Source organism: Vibrio sp. QJM3NY_26 (genome assembly GCF_057786005.1).
Window position 1 is genome coordinate 504,463 of record NZ_CM173516.1, and the last position, 20,719, is coordinate 525,181.

Genomic DNA, 20,719 nt, shown 5'->3' on the forward strand with positions numbered 1-20,719 from the left:
AAGTGAATGAGTTAGCCCAAATGGTTGGGCTAACTCTGTTTTATCCGAATGTTACTGGCTAACCAGGTTCCAATGGGTGTAATCCCATTTCTGGCCGCCACCGGTAAATTCACTTTGCGGATAAATAAGCTTCAGTGGTCCCTTATTTCCGTATTGGTCAAATACAGTAAATCGGTACTCTTTTTGAGAATCATTGTTCGATGTCCCGCTATTTGAATAAAGCAATTGGCTCAGAGTCACTGATCTTAGTTGCTGGTTAACTCGCCATACCGCCGTGCGACCTTCGCCAGCGGCGCTATTCCAAACATATTCATCAGATACATTACGCTCTGAACCTGGAGCGAACACATAACCTTTCACTGAACGAAAACCATTAGTGCAATCTGAATAACAACCTAACCACTCATCGTTTAGGAACACCTTATCGCTGTCCGACTCGTCGAAGTTATCCATAGCAACCTCGACCAGTTTCACTGAAGTATCTTTGGGCGTCACATAGAAGTTATACATCTCAGCTTTGTCGAAATAGAACCCATCAGCATTACTTTCTTCCCATACCTTGTCACCTTCTCCAATCTCTGAAAAGTCAGCAGCACTATAGGACTTAGGCTGTACGCTTTGATAGAAGGCACTTGATTCATTTGGATAAGCGCAGCTGTCGTAATAGTTATTGTCATACTGGCTACCAGTATTAAATTTAACTTTCATACAAACTTCGCGATGCTGAGCGATTTCGTTACTGTAAACCCAAGCGGTTAATTTGGTATCAGATGATGAAACACGAGACGTTGGTAGGCCTTTAGAATACCGATAATTGCTGCCCATTTGATGAGAATAGTCATTTGGGTTCAATGTATACCCCCAGCAATCTCTTCCGTAGGTACAGTCTTTATTTTTGCCTAACTCTTGTTCACTATTCTTAAGGTAAAAAGATATCGCACCTTCTAAGTCACTCTTAGGTACTGTTACTGGTCTGCCGTAACTATCAGCGAAGGAAACTGACACACTAAGTTTGGACTGCATTCTTCCATTGCCATAAAAAGGCATAGGTACGCCGTTGCTTTCATTATGATCAGCCGTTAAGTCATCGGCCACCACATGATAATCACTATTAATTCCTGCAAAACTTGCACTAGAAAAAAAACACGCTGACATTGCTAGTAACAATGATTTATTCATCGACAACTTCATAGTATTAACTCTACATATTATTAGGTAAGAAATTAAAGAAAAGACAATGATATCTCTGGGTATAACAACTTTGTTGATAGTTAAATTCACCCTAGGGTCTTTGCCCTATTTTAAAATTCACACTATCAACGATTACAAGTGACATTATCCATTCTGATAACCATTGCTTACACGCCATTTAATTGATTAAACAGACAGCGCTAATTTAATTAATCAATTCATCAATGTAAAATTTAAAAGTCTTCTTAGCGCTAGCCAAGCCATAAAATCTAATGAAAAACTATACCCATAAAAAACAACAACTTAAAACTTCACATGTAACATTATTTCAAATTCATTCATGCAATAGCCACACTCAGAATCGAGAGGGAATTACTTTTTATAAAAATAAGCCTGTTTATTTGTGGTGACTCGCATCGTTACACCACCTTACTGTTGATACTATCAGCGCTTTTACATTGTTTTTATATTAAGAAGAACTATTAGAGATGATTACCCTTACCAATAAAATGGTAATATTCATTATTCAGCTTATATCCTCAGATATCTACCGCGTTCGTTAATTACGTCAAAATATAAAAACCACCATAAAATTACTACTGCGTTCAATTATTAACCGACAAGATGATAATTTATATGCTTTTATCTAATTTCTATTAATATAATTAATGAAAAGTTAATGAGTTCTTATTAATGCTCTCTCTCAATATTTTGAAAACTCTGTTTGCCCCCTCTACCAAGGTAGACTTCACACTCTAGAAAGCGAGTCTCTGTTCTATGTTGTTCTACGTTGGAACTCGGCTTAGTGGCCACGTTAGGCACAACGATTGCCGCTATCTGCGTAAGGAAAATGGCGAATGTGGAATAGAAGGTCGTAGTGCTAGCTTATCAAGTCATATTCGTGGGGGGTGTTGCGCTGATTCCGCCGCTTATCGAGTGGCAATGGCCGACGTGGTATGAGTTGGTGCTGTTAGTGTTGGTCGGTGTTATTTCTTCTATCGGCCAATGGTTTGGTGTCAACGCTTACAAATGGAGAGAAGCGAACATGGTTTCGAATGTTGAGTTCTCACAGATAATCTACTCATGATTCTTGGTTACTGTTGTTTGCCGAGTTGCCAAACACCATAACGCTGATTGGCGCCGCGGTGATTGTTTTCAATGCCATTATGCCTTTTATAATCCAACTCAAGAAAGGTCAATAATTCACGGCTCCATTTGCCCCTACCAATTCGATAGGGACAAATGGCCCCCCAACATCAATGCTGCTCAAAATACTGGTCATGCTGTGATTTACCAGATTGGTCTTGAGTTCCGGGATAGAACTGAACCAAAGTCTGATCGGCTAGTGTGAGGTGAATCCAACCCTCTTTGACTTTCAGCCAATTGGTTCCGTTTGTCTCGTAGACGATAGGAAAACTGCCCCAGCCTGACTCTGATACCTGCAGCTGTTGAAAGCGATTAATCGGGGTGAGTTTATTACTGTTGAAAGTGGCATCGGAATAAACCAGCAAAGGCTTAATAGCATCGGTTGGCTTAAACGAATAACAACTTACAGAAGCTAAAGTGCGATCAAACCATTGGTAGGGTTGCGCGCCTGTTAAATCGTAAACCGTGCAGTCATTGAATTTAACAGCCCATTCTTGATTCGCTTTGAATCCAAGGTAGCCGATTGGTTGAGACGGTTCAGGCTTCGCATCTGGCTTCTTCTCATACACCAGATCTGAGGTAGCACATCCCATAAGCCCAAGACTAAAAAAGAAAGTCAAAGTACGCTTCATCATTGTAATACCTCAGTTCTGTTAGTGAATTAAACGCTATTCAAGCTCCTTCTATTAAACGGTAAGTTCTAAACGATTTCCATCAGGATCGAGTATACAGCTCTCATAATAACCATCACCTGTTCTTCTTGGACCATCTAAGCGCTCATAACCGTCTTGAATCAAGCGGCTTGTTAACTCATCGACCGCTTGTTCCGACCCCAATGAGATGGCCATATGAATGAAACCGGTAAATTGATCATAGATATCATCTTTCGATTCAGGAACCGAATCCATTTCCATGATTTCTAATCGGCTACCACTCTCGAAAGAGAGGAAGTAGGAAGAGAAGCCTTTAGTTGGGTTGCGATATTTCTGGTTAGACGCCGCACCAAAGTAATCTTCATAAAACCGCTTAAGTACTTCGAGCTGTTTTGTCCATATTGCGATGTGTTCAATCTTCATTTTGTTCACCTAAGTTTGATGTCTAACACTAGATTACTCATCAAATCAGGATCAATAAACAGAACGAAATTCATCGAATGTGTTCCTGTTTAACGGTCAGTTGAGTCATCAAAATAATAACAAGTAGCTGAACAGTATTAACATCTAAGTTTGTGTAATAGTTATCTTTCCTCCATAGTCAGTGTTTTACACATTCTGAGATATAAGCCGTGAACTTTATAAAACTAATAACTCTCGCTGCGATATGGGGCGGTTCGTTTCTGTTCATGAGAATTGCCGCTAATCCGCTGGGTCCTGCGGTGCTGATTGAAGCGCGAGTTCTGTGCGCTGCCGTCACTCTACTCTTGGTTTCTTTTTATCTGAAAAGGAAGCTTTCTTTTAATGCCCATGCGAAACACTTTTTCATTCTTGGCTTGTTTAATACCGCACTTCCCTTTTTGTTTTTCGCTTATGCAGCGCAAACACTGAACGCCTCGACACTCGCTATCTTGAACTCTACCGCGCCAATATGGGCGGCGATCATTGGTGCGATATGGACAAAAACAACACTCGATGCAAGAGTTCTATTAGGGCTAGGTATTGGGGTAACGGGAGTTGGCGTGTTAGTTGGTTGGGATGCGATGAACATTGGCCGTGAGGCTGTGCTTCCTATCTTTGCGGCGGTGATGGCGGCCTTTAGTTACGGAATAGCGTCGAACTATACCAAACAAGCACCCAAAGTTGAGGCATTCAACAATGCTCATGGCAGCATGTGGGCGGCGGTATTAATCGTGTTGCCGTTTGTCTTCTTTATGCCGATGAGAGAGGCTCCGGATCTAACCATCACCACATCGGTGATCTTATTAGGCGCCGTATGTACTGGGCTTGCTTACTTGCTTTACTTCAATCTCGTTTCTGAATTGGGTGCGCCTTCGGCTCTGTCTGTCACCTTTTTGATTCCAGTGTTTGGCATCTTGTGGGGCAACCTTTTCCTAGACGAAGCTATTGGCCTTAACACCATTTTCGGTTCGGTTCTTGTTATTACCGGCACCATGTTAGTGACCGGTATGACGCCTTCTAAGATAATAGAGAGCGTCAAACAAAAACGAGCAGCAAGAGCGGCTCGTTAGTCGGCCATGTATTGTTGAATCCTGTTTCTTAACCACTGATGAGCAGGATTCAAATCGGTTCTCTTATGCCAAATCATATACTGCTTCATGGGCAAGACCTCAAACGGCTGGTCGAGAACTTGCAATTGAAATCGCTCCGCAAACTGATTAGCAAAATCACGAGACGTACTACCAACACAATCAGAGCCAGAGACCAACACACACATCGTCATCAATGAATCACATTCGGAGCTGACTTTTCGCTGTTGTATCGGGCTTTTCGTAAAGTAATCTGCGGTATAAAGGCGAGAACGACGCATTCTGAAGGTGATGTGTTTCTCATGATAATACTGCTCTTCCGTCACCGAACCATCAATCCTTGGGTGCCCTTGCTTGGCGATCAATACGAGCTCATCTTCGATCACTTGCTGGTTCATATAACCATTCACTTGTGGATAGTGAATATCGATCGCTAAGTCGGCTTGCTGCATGCTCAAACTCTGCAGCAGATCTTCTTCATTGCTTGGCACCATATTGAATTCAATCGAGATGTTACCAAGCGTATCGTCCTTTTCCACAAGGGGCTGAAGCTTGGTTAAACCGATCTCGTTGACCAAAATTCGAAACACATGATGCTGCTGATTATCGAATTGCTTCAAGGTACTAACAGCGCTGGTGATTCCCTCGAGTGCAGGTTCCACTCGGCTTGCTAGTTGCACCGCAGCATTGGTTGGAATGATCCCTCGCCCTTCACGAATAAAAAGATCAGTATCAAGCTGAGATTGGAGTCGCTTCAAGGCTCCACTTACCCCGGGTTGAGTCATACCAAGCGATTCTGATGCAAGCGTGATCGACTTTAATCGATACACTTCTAAGAACACGCTCAATAGATTTAAATCCAACTTTTCCACGTCGCTCACCGTTACTCTCCCTGTCAATGTGGTCTTAATCAATCATAGGTCAGGTTTCGTCTTCGTTCCCCAACCATTGCATGACTCAATACATAGCCAATCGTGATGTATTAAATAAAGCTTACTTTATTTTTTGCTATATGTCTTATTCCTATAATCGCCTCAACGAAACAAAATTCTGAAATGAAGAGGCTCTTATGACAACTTCTCGCACGTTCAAAAATGCATCACTGTTCCTAGCTATCTCGCTCGCATTCCCTGCGATTGCAGCTAACCATGACCACGCACACTTCAGCGAAATTGGCGATCAAGGTGGCAAAAGCGCAACCGAGATGACCACTAAAGCAAACCAAGAGTTCGCAAAAACACTTAACTTTGCCGACACTCGCGCTTTCGACAATAACAATAAAGGTCTTGTTGCTAGCTTTGATCAAGAGACGGGTGACATCATTCGTAATAGCTTTAACTTCATCGATCCAAGTGTAACGAATGCAGACCAAGCACCAGATTCGGTAAACCCTTCACTGTGGCGCCAAGCGGTATTGAACCAAGCGGCGGAAGGTTTATATGAAGTTGTTCCGGGTAAAGTTTACCAAGTTCGAGGCGCGGATTTAGCGTCTATCTCTTTCATTCGTAGTGACAACGGTTGGATCGCCTACGACGTTCTTCTTACCAAAGAATCAGCCGCCAAATCACTCGAATTCTTCAAGAACAATGTGCCTGATGGCGGTGAACTGCCAGTCGTTGCAATGATTTACTCTCACTCGCACGCTGATCACTTTGGTGGCGCAAGAGCAATCAAAGACGCGTACCCAGATGTAAAAGTGTACGGTTCGAAAAACATCACTAAAGAAATCGTCGACGAAAACGTATTAGCAGGTAATGCGATGTCTCGTCGTACTGCTTATCAATATGGCGCAACCCTGAACCGACACGAACACGGTATTGTTGATGCGGCACTGTCTAAAGGCCTATCAACCGGTAGCATTACTTACGTCCTGCCAGACTACGAACTGAACCATAACGAAGAAATTGAAACTCTGGTTATCGACGGCCTAGAAATGCAATTCATGGATGCTTCAGGTACCGAAGCAGCATCTGAAATGGTGACCTACATTCCAAGCATGAAAGCACTTTGGACTGGCGAACTGACCTACCAAGGTATGCATAACCTGTACACGCTTCGCGGTGCAAAAGTACGTGATGGTTTGAAGTGGTCTAAAAAAATCAACGAGATGCTCGTCACTTGGGGTGAAGAAACTGACGTGTTATTCGCCTCTCACTCGGCACCAGTTTGGGGTGAACAAGAGATTTCTGATTACCTGAAGATGCAGCGTGATGCTTACGGATTTACTCACAACCAAACGCTTCGCTTAGCGAATAACGGTGTGGTTCTACAAGACATCGGTGACGAAATTTACAAGGTAATGCCAGACAGCATTCAACAGTCTTGGCACACCAATGGTTACCACGGTACATACTCTCACAACGCTCGCGCTGTCTACAACATGTATCTTGGTTACTTCGACATGAACCCAGCTAACCTAAACCCATTACCAATCGAGCCAGAATCGGTGAAGTTTGTGGAGTACATGGGCGGCAGCGATGCTGTGATAGAAAAAGCACAGCAAGATTTCCAAGAAGGCGAATATCGCTTCGTTGCAACAGCACTGAATAAAGTGATTCAAGCTGAGCCAGAGAACAAAGTTGCACGTGGCTTATTGGCAGATACTTACGAGCAATTGGGTTATCAATCAGAAGGCGCAGGTTGGAGAAACATCTACCTAACGGGCGCCCAAGAACTTCGTATTGGCACACAACCGGGCGCACCAAAAACTGCATCTCCAGATGTGTTGGCTAACATGACCATTGAGAACTTGTTGGATTACTTAGCAGTTAAAGTGGATTCGCTAAAGGCGCAAGAAACACCATTTACGTTGAATATTCAGTTGCCTGATGTAAAAGAGTTCTACTACGTTGAAATGTCTAACGGCAACCTGAACAACATCCAAGTATCAGAGCTGCAAGATGCGGATACCACACTGATCATCAATAAGTCTGACGTGTCTGATATCGTGCTTAAGAAAACAAGCCTTGGAAAACTGCTAGAAGACGGACAAGCACGCGTGAAAGGTGACAAATCATCACTTAACAAACTGCTGTCTTCACTGACAGAAGCTGACACCTCTTTTGAGATTGTTCCTCGTCCAAACAAAGGCGAAGAAGTAGACGCTGAGTTGTACCAAGATTCACACGAGCACGCTCACTAAGCCGCTCTAAGGTAAAATAATTACAACGTCAAACTGGCCTAAATAGGCTGAAACAAGGCTAATACGACCAAGCCTCAACCATTAAACTGGTTGAGGCTTTTTTGATTTGAGCTTTATTCGATATCAAGAAAATAAAATAAGAACCCCCACTCACAGCACTCAAATAGCATTGAGTAAAACTTCTTATCAAGCCCAGAAAAACAGTACTGTGTTTGTTAAACCACACCCTTGTTTCACGGTTTCTCAATCGCAATACACATCCGTACTTTCTATATCTCAGCATGTGAAGTAGTAGAAACTTTGTGCAATCAAACTTTGTTATAAAAGTTGTCCGGACTCTTTATTCAAGGAAGGAAGATGCGAAAAAAGATCATGATTACAGGTGCGACAGATGGTATCGGTTTAGAGACCGCGAAAATGTTAGCCCAACAAGGGCATCACATCCTTATCCATGGACGTAACCCAACAAAGCTCAGCAAAGTAGAAACCGGCCTTTCTCGATTATCCAAGGATGCGATTATCGAAAGTTATGTTGCTGATCTCTCTTCTCTTTCTGAAGTTGAAGCCCTCGTCAACCAAATAAAGTCGAAGCATGAAGAGCTCGATGTATTGATTAACAACGCTGGCGTTTATAAGGTTGATGAGATCACGACTCAGGATAATCTAGACGTTCGATTCGTCGTTAACACTATCGCCCCTTACCTGCTCACACAATTGCTGCTTCCACTTTTTGATGCCGACGGTCGTATCGTCAATCTATCTTCAGCAGCTCAATCGCCTGTAGATTTAGACGCGCTTATCAGTCCAAATGCAGGTGAACTTGATGGTCCGGTTTACGCACAAAGTAAGTTGGCACTAACGATGTGGTCAATCCATCTTGCGCACCAATTAGGAGATCAAGGGCCCCTAATCATTCCCGTTAATCCGGCCTCATTTCTTGGCAGTAAATTGGTTAAAGATGCGTATGGTTTGGAAGGCAATGACTTAGGGATTGGCGCTGATATCTTATGCCGAGCGGCACTATCGGAAGAGTTTTCTAACGCTTCTGGGAAGTATTTTGATAATGACTCAGGGCTATTTAGAGACCCTCATGCTGATGCATTAAATGCGGAGAAAAATCAGAAGCTGGTGACGACTCTCGACCAGTTACTTGCAGAACAGCTCTAGCTAATGCCACGCTCACTAGCCAAATACAATGAGTGCTCCGTATTTAGGAGCACTCCATAACATCAATCAGTATTCAGCGCAGCCAACAAAAATTCCGTACTTACGCGAGCATGTTGCTCAATATCTTGTAGGTTTGGTTTTGCCATCCCCATTAACACGCCGCTTCTCAAGCTCAATAACATCCCCGTCCAAAGAGTAACCTTAGTGGCGACATCTTCGGTATCAAACCTATCCGTGAAAAACTGAGCGAGTGCAATATCGGTTTCATTTTCACCTACCGACATAAAGCTTTCCAAGATAGCGGGAGACTTACCGTTTTCTGCAATCAATAGCTTCAACGTAGCGATATGTTCGTCCGACAGATGAAACGCCAAAAAGGCCGTCGCGAATCCATACAATGCCTGATAATTATCAGAGATTTTTAACTGCTCGACGGAATGCTCATCAAACTGAGCCCCCATTTGCTGCAATGTCGCTTTGAACAACACATCTTTTGATGAGAAATATCGATAGAGCGTTTGTTTAGTCATCTGGGCTTCGCTTGCGATCACATCCATGCTCGCGAGCGTAAAACCTTCAGCTAAAAAAACAGCTTTAGCCGCTTTCAAAATAGCCTGTCGTTTCTTCTCTTTATTCTGCTCAATCTTGCTCATTACTTAATCCACCCCAAAACAGAGATCATACTTTAAAGTATGATTTGTGTTGACTCAACCAATTTTCAAAATCATACTCGCAAGTATGATTTGTCGATAACAGATATTTGGATAGAGAAATGACAACAATGAACCTCCCTAAAACTGAAGTAAGAAACACTCGAACCCTCGGCTTTACACTCGCGATCGCAGGTGCCGTATTAATGAGTATTGACCCCATCTTTATTCGTTATGCGGGTGTCAGCGGATTTGATACGGCCTTCTTGTTCGGCTTATTCAGCGCAATTTCGATGCCGATTTTGCTTAAATTCAACGACAAACGCGGAATACGAAAGGCAGTAGCACAAAGCGGTTGGCCATTGTTGGCAGCGGGTATTCTTATGCTCGGCAGTGCATCAGGCTTGGTGTTCAGCATCAAAATGACTTCAATCGCTAATACCTTTGTGATCCTCAGTGCTGCCCCTGCTGTGGCCGCTATTTTCAGCTGGTTAATATTGAAAGAAGCCACCAGTCGCTCGACTTTGGTTGCCATTATTTCGGTGATGATTGGTATTACGATTGTCGTTTCAGGCTCATTTTCTTCAGGTAATTGGATCGGTGATGCATTGGCCGTGTTCGCGGTGATCTGCCTATCAATGATGTTTACCTTGCTGCGTAAATATCAAGGCGTCAGCCGATTGGCGAGCGTTGGCTTAGGTGGCTTATTGCTCGCGGTTGTGATGTTTTTCTTCGCAACGCCATCAAGCTACAGCGTTGAAACGTGGTTAATTATGGGCATGATGGGGTTGTTTACCGCACCGGTTGGACGAGTGTTATCAATGGTCGCAACGCGCCACATTACCGCACCAGAGGTATCAATGACTCTGATGTTAGAAACCGTGTTAGCGCCAGTTTGGGCGTTTATCTTCTTCACCGAGATCCCGCCAACGACCAGCATTATCGGTGGTGTGGTGATCTTGATTACGATCTTCATCTACACCTTAGTGACGATGAAAAATGATGACTAATAAAGAGATAAATAGGAGCTGAATATGTCTGAAGAACTAAAATTGATTGGTCGAATTACTACGCCGTATCACTCGATTTCAGAGTGTCCGAATAACATCCAACCGGACAACGGCCCAATCTGTGAAATAATCTTAGATGACGTTTACCAGCAAGGCTTGCTTGGTTTAAAGACAAGAGACCACATCTTGATCTTGTATTGGTTAGAAGGCGCGAAACGAGATAAATTGATACAAAGCTGGGATGAAGAGACACCGACCAAAGGCACCTTTGCACTGCGTTCACCGCACAGACCAAACCCAATAGGTGCTGCCGTGTTACCGATTGAAAAAATAGAAAATGGCACAGTGACAGTAAGAGGCTTAGATTGCTTGAACAACACACCACTGTTGGATATCAAGCCGGCAATCTATAAAGAAAAGGGATAAGGACGAAACTGGCCTTCCTAAACCAAGAGCGAGCTGTGCGTTAGCGAAAGGAAGACATTACGCATATTTGATGAAAACTTGGCTTAACTGCTGAAAGAGTGAGTCGACGTTGGGAAGGCTAGTCAAATGTGCGGACAACGGAGTATGAACCTGCGCATCCACCACGGTAGGGTTATCGCAAATTTGATTATAAAAATTCACAGGCGCAACGATGTTCTCTAGGTCTACGTCTAACAAGATACAAGCTTGCGAAAGTACGATTTGACCGCCCCCTTGTTTAAGCAAAACACGCTGCGCAGTGCCCACTATTTTTTGTTTATTGATATTGAGGTTGTACTCACCATCACAATAAGAACCGGGGGTTGCGTGTACATCCACATCGATGCCTAGTTCTTTAAAAAACAAGGTTAAGACATCGCATAAATGTCGATACGCTTTTTGGATATTGTAGGCTTCATCACGAGGCCAATGGTAAATGTGCGATAAGTTAATGATCCCCGGCAATTGAGGAACGGGAGCGCCACCTGTTTTACGCGAGGTGAGTTGCCAGCCTTGTGCCGCAAGTTGCTTTCTAGACTCTAACGTCACTGGCCACTTTTTACCCGCAGGCAAAACGAGTGTCGGCGTTTTTGCTTGCCAAAGCATTAAGGCTTGCGCAATCTCACCGGCCTGTATCTGCTGCAATAGCTCATCTTCTTTTTCAAACGCACGATCAACATCAATGTGCGGGTAACGTACGAGTTTATTCGTTAACTTCAATGCACTTTTCCTCTACAGATTGTGGTGACCGACCATTTAACGCTCTGAAATGGTTGATGACATATGGGACTATGTGAGATGAAAACAGCACCAAAATTTAGTTATTGGCGCCATAGTCGTTTGTTAGTTGTATATTTCCCTAGTAGCATAATGACTTCAATAAGATTATTAACCGGATTTAACAATGACTACCCACACCTTAGAAGCAAATGACGTTAAGTTTGACAAGGAAACTGGTACGATCCTTTCTTACGAGGCTGATTATAGGGATATAGAAATACCTTCCCACTTTGACAACGTTAAAGTTCGTATCATTGGTCAAAATGCATTTTGCCATAATTGGATAACAAATATAATTCTGCCAAACACATTGCAGCGACTAGAGTATGGGGCGTTAAGTATGAATTTTATAACTCATATCGTTGTCCCTGAATCTGTTGAATTTATCGGTGAATACGCTCTTTACATGGAAGATGCGGAGATAAAAGTCGACATACTAAATAAAAATGCCGATGTTGATTATTGTGCAATTCACTCACCGGAGTATCTAGACGAATTAGAAGTAGAAGACGAATTCTGATGTACAACTAACGCCTGTAATAAGGTGTGCCCCACTGAACTAACAAAGCACACCGAACTCAGAACCAAAGCTGCCGAGTGTAATGCATCACCTTGATTGCTTTGTTATATTTTGAACTCGTATGATTTATCATTTATTGAGACAAGCAAAGACTCATCACAACTATCAAAATCAAAAGAGTTAATTGCTAACGGTTCAACATTAAGATCAATTTCATTGATTTTCTCATTATATTCCACATCAAAGAACATAACTTTACTCTCACTCGTACCCACACCGAGGAACTTTGAATCATTAGAGAATTTTAAATGCATAATGTCATTTGATATTTTTTCATTTTTGAATTCAAAGAATTGATTCTTCAAAATTTTATTATTCTCGCCAATTACTTTTAGTAAAGTGAAATGACTCGCATCCCAAATTAACACTTTACCTTCATCATGACCCGTTGCAATGTATTTACCATCATTTGAAAAACTAATTGAGTAAGTGTAGGTGAACAAATCTCTATTCTTATTAAAAAGTAGCTCCTCCCCAGTAAGAATATCTTTCACAAAAAATATACTGTCAGAACCACCGAATGCCAAAATATTAGTTTTTTCCTCCGCAAATGTTGAGCACATAATAGTTAAACTTCTTGACTTATACTCTATAACATCATCATTACTGTAGATTTCTTTTAAAATGCCATCTTCTAAGTCAATAACTTCCACTGTGTTTGACGACAAATCATAGAGCTTTGCAACATCTCCAGAACCGGCAACAAAGACCTTGTCATTGTTAATGGAAACAGTATATGGTGTGAAGCCAACATTCACATGCGCCACAACCTTCAACTCCCTCTTATCTAAAAAAACCAAGAAATCCTCACTATCAATAAATACTACTAATGATTGATTGCAATCAATTTCTTCAATAGCGTAATTATCATTTTCTTTCTTCGTTCTTAGCCTTCTCTGTGGGTGTTCACCTTTAACATACTTATATAAATCAGCACCATTCCCACCGAGTAAAAAACCATCACCAATATTCTTAATTGAGTAACACTGTTTATAAGTAAGCTTACTTATTTGCTCAAGTTTAGTCGGAACAAATATGTTCTCAAAAGAAAATTCTGATGTTAGTGAACTATGCTCCCAAGGGATCTGTTCAAATTTTGTAGATTCTATTACCGACTCTCTAACATTTCTAAAAATATCATTTATAGATATGTTATATTTCTTTATGTTATCTATTAAATATTTAGTATAGTAACTAAGCTCATTTTTACCATCTTTAGCCGCACTACCAGGTGATGTTGAGAATGCGATTAATGTATTTAAGTTTGACTCTTCCTTTTTAAGCCCCTTAGCTTCAAATGCAAAGTTATTATTACGGCATGCATCAATGACTAGTAGTTTCACCCCTTTTTTGTTAGCTCTGTTCAATTGGTTTTGTATATAATCGATTGTTAAGCAGTTATGCTCAACTGAACCACAACCAAGATCCACTGAAAGCAAATAATTACTATCTCTAAATTCTATTGCATGTCCAGCATAAAAGTAGAATATATGATCTCCATCATTTACTCTTTTAACAAAGTCATCAAACGTACTTCGCATATCATTACTTGTTTGATCAAAGTAGACTTCAGTTTCAAATCCTTTATATGCTAAAATTTCAGAAATTGCGTTAGCATCATTTCCGGGGTTTTTTAACCTATCAAAACCAATATAATTGCTATTACCAATAATTAAAGCTTTTTTCATTTACATCTCTTTTATATTCACAAACATGTGTTTTTAAAATATAACGCCTTGCTAAGTTGCAGCTAACTATCACGACACTCGATCAAAGCCACCATAATCACAAAACGCAACCACACCAAAAATGCCGACGGTTAGCTGTCGACTTGAGCAATTTGTTATGTGCGCCTGCTCTTGGCGTAGTAATTTTTCCGAGACTTTATGTAATTAGGTTTCGCTTTCCCGAAATCCTTCCTAATCTCATATGTAGCCAATAATGCTGCAAATAAGACTACTATTGCTAACCACATATGAATACTGGCTAGAATGAACCCATATGCAAGCCCACCACTTACGAGACCAAAGGAAAAAGTGTTTGCCAATGCTGTTTGATTTTCAAAATAGACATTGAATATTCGATGTACAAGTAACAAGCCTAGTGAAATAACCGATAGGGTTAATGGGATTAGTTGAATCCAAGTTACGTCGATGAGCTTGGTGGCACTAGCCAAGATATAACCAGAATTAGTTACTAACATGCCTGATACAAGACCATTCAAATGTTCACGATATTTCATAAGTTCCTTCTAAGCACATAACGCCCGCTTAAGCTGTGAGTGAAGTGTGCCATAATGGAGCGAAGCGAAATCGATACGCATTCACGAATCAGGCTTAAAGCGTTTGTAAGGTACTTACCACACACGCTGAAATTTTGTCACATTATAGTCAAGAAAAATCTCAACATTAGTTTCAAAGGGAAGGCTATGATTTCTACCTTCTTCTATAAGAGGAACATATTGTTGACCTGATAAACCGGGTAATGATAAATAGCCTATTTCTTTTACCCCTGTTATTTTTCTGGCATCTGCTTCATAGACTGTCCCATCATTTCTATTACAGCTAGCAGCGTAAATATAGAACCGTGCTTTTTTTGTTCGTTTGTCAAAGTGAGAAGCTTTGCCTAAGAATCGACAATCATCGGCTTTGTATAAGTAATCCGAGCCTAAGGGTTTAAACGGCGACATTAGGGTTACAGCAATATGAGAAAAATTATCTTCTGTATCAATAAACTCTGCTATCGGCCTAACATATACTTTACCTAGTAAAGCATTGTCCTTAATATCAGGAATAATAGACCCCTCCATTTTGGCCTTATTAATCATACGTTCAATTGCGTACTCACCAGGGACAACTACTTTTTCCTTTTGCAAATAGTCCATTACTGGAAACAATCCTACGATTGAAGCAAGCCCACCAAGTACAGTAAAAATAATAAAAGCTAACCAGCCTATCCACTGGTTTTTATGATCCGCACAAAATAATCGCCACGTGCCTTTCCTCCCACAACGTGTGAAATTAGCATTGCGACCAAAACATCTTTGATTATCTTTCACATTAGTCCTTTTATGACTATCTAAATTGGCACCTAACGCCTGCATAACACGTTTGCTACGATACAGACTTACCTGAATTTTACCGCCTTAATCACTGAAACTAAAGGCAAACTGACAACGCCGAGTGTAGCAAATCGTGTTGATGCATTTGTTATAACCGTCTAAATATCTTGACGAATACTCTCAAGCGAAACTACCCGAGACATTAATACTTTTATATCTGAATTTGCAAAACCATCTAGATCAGTCTGAATAAAATTGATCATATCTGGAATATCAGTATCACTTTTAACAAAAATGTATTTTACGTCTTGCGGAGAAATTGTAAGTGCACAATTCTTTAATGTTAATTCGTTAGCCTCATTAAAAACAGCCTCATCTTCATAATTAGATTTAACTAAATATTCAGGAGCTTCACTGTCTTTCGGTACAAATCTCCATTCTGATTCTTGGTAAAATAACTTATCGACAGGCTTATTATTCATGACCATCTGCCCTTCAGTAGGCTTGGTATGAGCTAACAGATAGCGCATTGTAACCTTAGCTCGAGTTTGTTGCTCTCCTTCTGATTTATTTGCATGATCGTTCAACTCTCGAAAAGACTGAGTTATATGATTATCCCCTGCTACATATAAAATAGGATTTAATCCATTTTTAATAGCCCATTCTCTTGTTAAACCAATTCCGAACTCACCATAAAAATTAACGTGGTCGTCTATTTTAGAAAGAGGAATATCACAAAAACAAACCATTGGGTAAGCAATATAGTCAAACGACTTAAAACCAAACCATCTTACATCTTCAAGGCAGTACCTAGGCCAAAAACCATTTTTGAAGATTAACTTTAAAGTCTCTTTGCTTTGAGTGAAATGAAACAACGTATGTGACTTTGGACTCATATTTTTTAACTCATTGAAATTTTTATAATTATATCGATAAAGGTTATTTTTATCAAAAAAGGTTATAACATTTTAATATCGTGCAAGCACGAATCCATCCGCTTAACATATCAAAAAGGTCGCTCATAACCAACTGAATGCTATGCATTTAATATAAAAGTGGGTCTCAACATGAAGTGTGAAAACGTGCAAGCACACCTTGTCGCCTATATAATGCTCGTTATCATCCTTAGCCACCCATAAATACCATTATCAATCAACAATTTAGAATCAACTTCTCGTTAAATTCGTGCTCAATCAGAGTTAAAAACCACTCTTTTTTAAGTCATTAATTATTCAACAAGCAATAAACTGTCTGTATGTACAGATTTTGTGAGGGGGATATATGGCGAGTCAATTCATGCAGGCAATTTGCGAACATATGACGATGCGGGGCTATAGTCGCAGGACAATCAAAGCCTACTGTTATTGGATTAAGTACTACATTCATTTTCATAAAATGAAACACCCTGAACAGATGCATGCCGCTGAAGTTGTCTCCTTTCTTTCTCATTTAGCTAATCAACAAAAAGTCGCCATCAATACTCAAAAGGTAGCGCTCAATGCTCTAGCCTATTTATACAATCAATTTATTAAGCAACCTCTAAAGTCAGGCTCCGATATCAGAACGGTTCAAGAGTTACTGGGGCACAGTGATGTTAAGACAACTCAGATATACACTCACGTTATTGGGCAACACTTTAGCGGCACGACTAGCCCGCTAGACCACCTATAACGAAACTCCCTCATCGATAGTTGGACCTGGCTTGATGGCTTCTGTCTGACAAAGTTGTCTGATATGGTGACGGCAGAACTTCAGCAATTGTTTAGATAGTATTAAATATGAAAACACTAACCATACTTGATGGCGGCATGGGCCGAGAACTCAAAGAAATTGGCGCGCCATTTTCTCAACCGCTTTGGAGTGCTCAAGCGCTGATTGAAGCACCCGACTTTGTTAGCCAAGCGCATCAAAACTTTGTCGATGCAGGTGCTGAAATCCTGATCACCAATAGCTATGCGTGTGTGCCTTTTCACTTGGGTGAAGAGCTCTTTGAACAACGAGGTTTTGAACTGGCCGCACTGTCTGGTGAACTGGCTAAATCAGTTGCAGACAATGCCCCTCACACAGTACAAGTCGCGGGCGCGATTCCACCGCCATTTGGTAGCTACCGACCAGATTTATTCAAGGTAGAAGAAGCAGCGCCAATCATTCAAACCCTTTACGATGCGCAAAATCCAAATATCGACCTTTGGATAGCAGAAACCATTTGCAGCCTACAAGAATTCGATTCCATTCATGCGGTACTTAAGCAGTCCGATAAGCCGTGTTACTACGCATTCAGTTTGGAAGACACCAAGGGCGATTGTGCCAATATTCGTTCTGGCGAGAGCGTAACAGACGCGATCAAACTTGCCTGCCAATCGAACGCAAAAGGCATTATGTTTAACTGCTCAGTGCCTGAAGTGATGGATCAAGCCATTATCGATGCGAAGAAAGTGATCGATGAGCTAGGCCGTGATTTAGAAATTGGTGTCTACGCCAACAATTTTGCGCCTATCAGCAACGAACATGAAGCGAATGATATGTTTCAGGAGATGCGTGAGCTGGATGGCCAAGGTTACTTAACTTATGTAAAACGCTGGCACGCATTGGGTGCGAATATTGTCGGTGGCTGTTGTGGCATCGGGCCAAAACACATTCAAGCCCTAGCCGATTGGAAACGCTCCCTACAGAGCTAATCCGGAGCTTCAGCTAGAATAAAATAAATAGAGAACAGGTTGAGAAATCTGTTCTCTATTTGTATGTGGCGTCTCTGAGTACACTGATACAAAACAACGATTTGGAGCAACTGATGAGCGACACGCAACGAAAAATTAAATGGGGCATCGCAGGGCTAGGCAATATCGCCAATCGATTCGCAACAGCTGTAACAGAGCACTGTCTGCATGGTGAACTTTATGCGGTTGCCGCGAGAGACCATAAACGCGCAGCCACGTTCGCCAACAAGTTTGGTTGCGACAAGGCTTATGGCTCTTATGAAGAAATGGCGCATGACCCAAATGTTGAAGCGGTTTACATCGCTACGGTTCATCCTTATCACAAGCCTTTAGCTGAACTGTTTCTAAAGAACAATAAGCACGTATTGGTCGAGAAGCCAGCTTTCACCAATCTTTGTGATTGGCTGGAGATGAAAGCTCTCGCAAATCAAAATGGTGTGATGTTGCTAGAAGCGATGAAAACCGTGGTGTTTCCCGCGTATCGTGAGCTCCAATCATTCTTGGTCGATAACAACATTCAGGTAGACTCAATCGAAGCCAGCTTTGGTAACCATCACGACTATGAGCCCGATTTGTTTATCTTCAATCCGAATTTGTCAGGCGGAGCAACGCTCGATGTTGGGGTCTATGGGCTTTGGTTCTTCTACGATTTGTGTCGAACACTGGGTGTGAATCCTTCAAAACCTCAGGTAGAGATGTCATGTCTGTATGAGGGGGCGAATGTTGATACCGATGCGTGCTTTACATTCTCTGGCGATATAAACGGTAAGATATCGGCATCAACGGTGCAAAACCTTCCCCGATCAGCACACTTGACTGGGCCCAACACTAAGATCACCATTCACGAAAAATGGTGGAATCCGGCCTTTATTGAGATTGAACATCAAGGGCAGAAGTCGACCATCAACAAACGAGTGACGGGCAATGGGTTCGAATTTGAAATCGACCATTTTTCAGATTTGGTGCTTCAAGGCAAAACTGAATCGGATATCCTAAGCTCAGAGGTAACCTCTCAAGTGCTCGATACGATGGAGAAAGCACTCATTGACTCTGGCTATAAACATTTAACTCAACCTCGTCGTTAGGAAAAGCAAATTGGGCAACCTTAAGCGCAAGCTTGAACTGTATGAAAAGATATTTCAGGCTTTTGGGCCTGGAGTATCACATTGTCAGGTCAACCAACTGGCCACACTGCTGCACGTGAGTGAACGTCACGTTCAAACCTTACTCAAAGCGATGACAACGCAAGGTTGGATTGAGTGGCAAGCCAGCTCAGGCCGCAGCAAGAAAGCACAGCTGACGTGTCTGGTTGAGCCTATTGAAGCATGTTACCAATACGCAAAAACCCAAGCTGACACAGGCAACATAGAACAGGTGTTTAGCACATTGGGCTTCAATGGCCGCAATGCTGGCGCAGAACTGCAAGCCTTTCTAAGCAACACCAATCCGTCGGCGCAGAATATCGCGTATATCCCCTTTCACCGAGAACTCGAAGCGCTTCATCCTCAACGTGTACTTAGGCGCACCGAACGTTTCTTAGTGATGCAGATTTGCCAACGCCTAACCTCAGTTCAACACGGTCAACTCAGCGGCGATCTGGCGTATCATTGGCAACCTAATCAAGACGCTACGCAATGGTACTTTCAAATTCGCAATGGCGTTCAGTTCCATAACGGTCGAACACTCGAACCTCAAGACATAGCACGCAACCTTAACTCGCTAATTCAAAGCAAAATATGGCGTCGTTGTTATCAGCATATTGATGAGGTCTCTGTCTCGGCAGGCAGTGTGGTTGTCGTGAAATTGAATCAACCTGATTGGCATTTACCGCGCTTACTTGCCAGAGTTGAAGCCTCCGTATTTGATCACTCATCACCGACTGAAAGGCTGATTGGATCTGGCGCGTTCTCATTAGACATATTCTCGAGCAAGATGTTGAGATTGAGCCGTAATAGCGCGTATTCACACAGTATACCTATTCTCAATCGAGTCGAGTTGTGGGTCTATCCAGAATGGGCACAGAGCAAAGCTTGCGCTCAAAATCAGGTGTGCGTGAAACTGCCCGAGAAAACGATCACCGTGCGTGGCGATGACCATTCTTCTCAACCGGATTTCGGCTCAACGTTTTTCAAAATTCAGAACCCAACATTGTCGAAAACCGTTCATGAATTCACTGTTGAAGACACCTCTGAATGCCAAACTCTTTTTGAGCAATTGTCAGTATCCGGCGACAGCAAAACCAGCGTGGAATATGGACACTACCTAACTACCAAAGATGTCGCGCTGTGCAGCATTATTGATGAGAACGACACCTTCACTTCGTGGTTAAGCTTTTTCATTCGCTTTCCGTTTGAGGACTTAGCTCTGCCTGCTGAAGTGCTAGAGACAATCGAACAAGGCTTAGCCTCAATAAGAAACCAGCCAAACTTTGAGTTAGCGATGAATGCAGTGTTGGCACTGAAGCATTGGTTGAATGATTCAGGGATTGTGGTTGAGCTCAAGCAAGAGGTGTTCAACTTAGAGGTTTCTGAAAAACTACACGGCGTACAAGTGAATGGCTTCGGTTGGTGCGAACTCGACCAATTGTGGATTAGCCATTTGTAAATC

General features: G+C 41.9%; 21 protein-coding genes. 11 read left to right on the plus strand and 10 right to left on the minus strand.

Annotated features, from left to right (window positions below):
• Positions 1–51 precede the first annotated feature (51 nt).
• A complete protein-coding gene (locus AC3CH4_RS17590; RefSeq protein WP_171307526.1) occupies positions 52–1,179 on the minus strand; it encodes a hypothetical protein in 1,128 nt (375 codons plus the stop codon).
• Between the two features lie 889 nt (positions 1,180–2,068).
• Here AC3CH4_RS17590 and AC3CH4_RS17595 point away from each other — a divergent pair.
• Positions 2,069–2,278 carry a hypothetical protein gene (locus tag AC3CH4_RS17595; RefSeq protein ID WP_244212237.1) on the plus strand — a complete coding sequence of 70 codons (210 nt, stop codon included), beginning with the start codon at positions 2,069–2,071 and terminating at the stop codon, positions 2,276–2,278.
• Positions 2,279–2,447: 169 nt separating this feature from the next.
• Here the strand turns inward: AC3CH4_RS17595 and AC3CH4_RS17600 are convergent, their stop codons facing one another.
• Positions 2,448–2,972 carry a hypothetical protein gene (locus AC3CH4_RS17600; RefSeq protein WP_171307525.1) on the minus strand — a complete coding sequence of 175 codons (525 nt, stop codon included), beginning with the start codon at positions 2,970–2,972 and terminating at the stop codon, positions 2,448–2,450.
• A gap of 51 nt (positions 2,973–3,023) precedes the next feature.
• Positions 3,024–3,413, minus strand: a complete 390-nt coding sequence (locus tag AC3CH4_RS17605; RefSeq protein ID WP_171307524.1) for a VOC family protein — start codon at positions 3,411–3,413, stop codon at positions 3,024–3,026.
• 209 nt (positions 3,414–3,622) lie between these two features.
• Between AC3CH4_RS17605 and AC3CH4_RS17610 the strand changes: the two genes are divergently transcribed.
• Entirely contained in the window at positions 3,623–4,522 is a 900-nt protein-coding gene (locus tag AC3CH4_RS17610) for a DMT family transporter (RefSeq protein ID WP_114634510.1), read from the plus strand.
• On the opposite strand, the gene AC3CH4_RS17615 is transcribed toward AC3CH4_RS17610, so the two are convergent.
• Entirely contained in the window at positions 4,519–5,421 is a 903-nt protein-coding gene (locus AC3CH4_RS17615) for a LysR family transcriptional regulator (protein ID WP_065206627.1), read from the minus strand. The two genes, AC3CH4_RS17610 and AC3CH4_RS17615, sit on opposite strands and share 4 nt — an antisense overlap.
• Positions 5,422–5,609: 188 nt before the next feature.
• Here AC3CH4_RS17615 and AC3CH4_RS17620 point away from each other — a divergent pair, with 188 nt between their 5' ends.
• Together AC3CH4_RS17620 and AC3CH4_RS17625 are read left to right on the plus strand one after the other, a co-directional pair.
• Positions 5,610–7,682 carry an alkyl/aryl-sulfatase gene (locus AC3CH4_RS17620; protein WP_488544157.1) on the plus strand — a complete coding sequence of 691 codons (2,073 nt, stop codon included), beginning with the start codon at positions 5,610–5,612 and terminating at the stop codon, positions 7,680–7,682.
• Between the two features lie 357 nt (positions 7,683–8,039).
• Positions 8,040–8,849, plus strand: a complete 810-nt coding sequence (locus tag AC3CH4_RS17625; RefSeq protein WP_488544158.1) for an SDR family NAD(P)-dependent oxidoreductase — start codon at positions 8,040–8,042, stop codon at positions 8,847–8,849.
• Positions 8,850–8,911: 62 nt separating this feature from the next.
• Here the strand turns inward: AC3CH4_RS17625 and AC3CH4_RS17630 are convergent, their stop codons facing one another.
• Positions 8,912–9,502: a TetR/AcrR family transcriptional regulator gene (locus AC3CH4_RS17630; protein WP_102362895.1), complete on the minus strand. Its 591-nt coding sequence runs from the start codon at positions 9,500–9,502 to the stop codon at positions 8,912–8,914.
• A gap of 119 nt (positions 9,503–9,621) precedes the next feature.
• Here AC3CH4_RS17630 and AC3CH4_RS17635 point away from each other — a divergent pair, with 119 nt between their 5' ends.
• Both AC3CH4_RS17635 and tsaA read left to right on the plus strand, forming a co-directional pair.
• Positions 9,622–10,509: a DMT family transporter gene (locus AC3CH4_RS17635; protein ID WP_488544159.1), complete on the plus strand. Its 888-nt coding sequence runs from the start codon at positions 9,622–9,624 to the stop codon at positions 10,507–10,509.
• Positions 10,510–10,533: 24 nt separating this feature from the next.
• Positions 10,534–10,935 carry a tRNA (N6-threonylcarbamoyladenosine(37)-N6)-methyltransferase TrmO gene (gene tsaA / locus AC3CH4_RS17640; protein ID WP_488544160.1) on the plus strand — a complete coding sequence of 134 codons (402 nt, stop codon included), beginning with the start codon at positions 10,534–10,536 and terminating at the stop codon, positions 10,933–10,935.
• A gap of 57 nt (positions 10,936–10,992) precedes the next feature.
• Here tsaA and AC3CH4_RS17645 read toward each other — a convergent pair whose 3' ends face one another.
• On the minus strand, positions 10,993–11,694 hold the full coding sequence (locus AC3CH4_RS17645) for a lipoate--protein ligase family protein (protein WP_488544161.1): 702 nt from the start codon (positions 11,692–11,694) through the stop codon (positions 10,993–10,995).
• Between the two features lie 184 nt (positions 11,695–11,878).
• Between AC3CH4_RS17645 and AC3CH4_RS17650 the strand changes: the two genes are divergently transcribed.
• Positions 11,879–12,274, plus strand: coding sequence for a leucine-rich repeat protein (locus AC3CH4_RS17650; RefSeq protein ID WP_102351352.1), 396 nt, complete (start codon positions 11,879–11,881; stop codon positions 12,272–12,274).
• A gap of 104 nt (positions 12,275–12,378) precedes the next feature.
• On the opposite strand, the gene AC3CH4_RS17655 is transcribed toward AC3CH4_RS17650, so the two are convergent.
• The 4 genes from AC3CH4_RS17655 to AC3CH4_RS17670 all read right to left on the minus strand — a co-directional run bounded on the left by AC3CH4_RS17655 (position 12,379) and on the right by AC3CH4_RS17670 (position 16,291).
• Positions 12,379–14,022: a caspase family protein gene (locus AC3CH4_RS17655; RefSeq protein ID WP_488544162.1), complete on the minus strand. Its 1,644-nt coding sequence runs from the start codon at positions 14,020–14,022 to the stop codon at positions 12,379–12,381.
• 155 nt (positions 14,023–14,177) lie between these two features.
• Positions 14,178–14,576, minus strand: a complete 399-nt coding sequence (locus AC3CH4_RS17660) for a hypothetical protein (RefSeq protein WP_102351349.1) — start codon at positions 14,574–14,576, stop codon at positions 14,178–14,180.
• Positions 14,577–14,690: 114 nt separating this feature from the next.
• Positions 14,691–15,392, minus strand: a complete 702-nt coding sequence (locus AC3CH4_RS17665) for a hypothetical protein (protein ID WP_102479301.1) — start codon at positions 15,390–15,392, stop codon at positions 14,691–14,693.
• A gap of 161 nt (positions 15,393–15,553) precedes the next feature.
• A complete protein-coding gene (locus AC3CH4_RS17670) occupies positions 15,554–16,291 on the minus strand; it encodes an abortive infection system antitoxin AbiGi family protein (RefSeq protein ID WP_488544163.1) in 738 nt (245 codons plus the stop codon).
• 400 nt (positions 16,292–16,691) lie between these two features.
• On the opposite strand from AC3CH4_RS17670, the gene AC3CH4_RS17675 reads away from it, so the two are divergent.
• The 4 genes from AC3CH4_RS17675 (at position 16,692) to AC3CH4_RS17690 (ending at position 20,716) form a co-directional block, all read left to right on the plus strand.
• Positions 16,692–17,066 carry a site-specific integrase gene (locus AC3CH4_RS17675; protein WP_488544355.1) on the plus strand — a complete coding sequence of 125 codons (375 nt, stop codon included), beginning with the start codon at positions 16,692–16,694 and terminating at the stop codon, positions 17,064–17,066.
• Positions 17,067–17,173: 107 nt separating this feature from the next.
• Complete coding sequence (locus AC3CH4_RS17680) at positions 17,174–18,073, plus strand: homocysteine S-methyltransferase family protein (protein ID WP_488544164.1); 900 nt, start codon at positions 17,174–17,176, stop codon at positions 18,071–18,073.
• A gap of 113 nt (positions 18,074–18,186) precedes the next feature.
• On the plus strand, positions 18,187–19,197 hold the full coding sequence (locus AC3CH4_RS17685; RefSeq protein ID WP_488544165.1) for a Gfo/Idh/MocA family protein: 1,011 nt from the start codon (positions 18,187–18,189) through the stop codon (positions 19,195–19,197).
• Positions 19,198–19,207: 10 nt separating this feature from the next.
• Positions 19,208–20,716 (plus strand): SgrR family transcriptional regulator, encoded by a 1,509-nt coding sequence (locus tag AC3CH4_RS17690; RefSeq protein ID WP_488544166.1) that lies wholly within the window; start codon positions 19,208–19,210, stop codon positions 20,714–20,716.
• Positions 20,717–20,719: the final 3 nt, after the last annotated feature.

Bases quoted from the DNA above. Each gene is read 5' to 3' on its own strand.
- AC3CH4_RS17630 (WP_102362895.1), bottom strand. From the start codon at position 9,502: ATGAGCAAGATTGAGCAGAATAAAGAGAAGAAACGACAGGCTATTTTG.
- AC3CH4_RS17600 (WP_171307525.1), bottom strand. From the start codon at position 2,972: ATGATGAAGCGTACTTTGACTTTCTTTTTTAGTCTTGGGCTTATGGGA.
- AC3CH4_RS17675 (WP_488544355.1), top strand. From the start codon at position 16,692: ATGCAGGCAATTTGCGAACATATGACGATGCGGGGCTATAGTCGCAGG.
- AC3CH4_RS17625 (WP_488544158.1), top strand. From the start codon at position 8,040: ATGCGAAAAAAGATCATGATTACAGGTGCGACAGATGGTATCGGTTTA.
- AC3CH4_RS17635 (WP_488544159.1), top strand. From the start codon at position 9,622: ATGACAACAATGAACCTCCCTAAAACTGAAGTAAGAAACACTCGAACC.
- AC3CH4_RS17605 (WP_171307524.1), bottom strand. From the start codon at position 3,413: ATGAAGATTGAACACATCGCAATATGGACAAAACAGCTCGAAGTACTT.
- AC3CH4_RS17680 (WP_488544164.1), top strand. From the start codon at position 17,174: ATGAAAACACTAACCATACTTGATGGCGGCATGGGCCGAGAACTCAAA.
- AC3CH4_RS17670 (WP_488544163.1), bottom strand. From the start codon at position 16,291: ATGAGTCCAAAGTCACATACGTTGTTTCATTTCACTCAAAGCAAAGAG.
- AC3CH4_RS17655 (WP_488544162.1), bottom strand. From the start codon at position 14,022: ATGAAAAAAGCTTTAATTATTGGTAATAGCAATTATATTGGTTTTGAT.
- AC3CH4_RS17650 (WP_102351352.1), top strand. From the start codon at position 11,879: ATGACTACCCACACCTTAGAAGCAAATGACGTTAAGTTTGACAAGGAA.
- AC3CH4_RS17685 (WP_488544165.1), top strand. From the start codon at position 18,187: ATGAGCGACACGCAACGAAAAATTAAATGGGGCATCGCAGGGCTAGGC.
- AC3CH4_RS17660 (WP_102351349.1), bottom strand. From the start codon at position 14,576: ATGAAATATCGTGAACATTTGAATGGTCTTGTATCAGGCATGTTAGTA.
- AC3CH4_RS17590 (WP_171307526.1), bottom strand. From the start codon at position 1,179: ATGAATAAATCATTGTTACTAGCAATGTCAGCGTGTTTTTTTTCTAGT.
- tsaA (WP_488544160.1), top strand. From the start codon at position 10,534: ATGTCTGAAGAACTAAAATTGATTGGTCGAATTACTACGCCGTATCAC.
- AC3CH4_RS17620 (WP_488544157.1), top strand. From the start codon at position 5,610: ATGACAACTTCTCGCACGTTCAAAAATGCATCACTGTTCCTAGCTATC.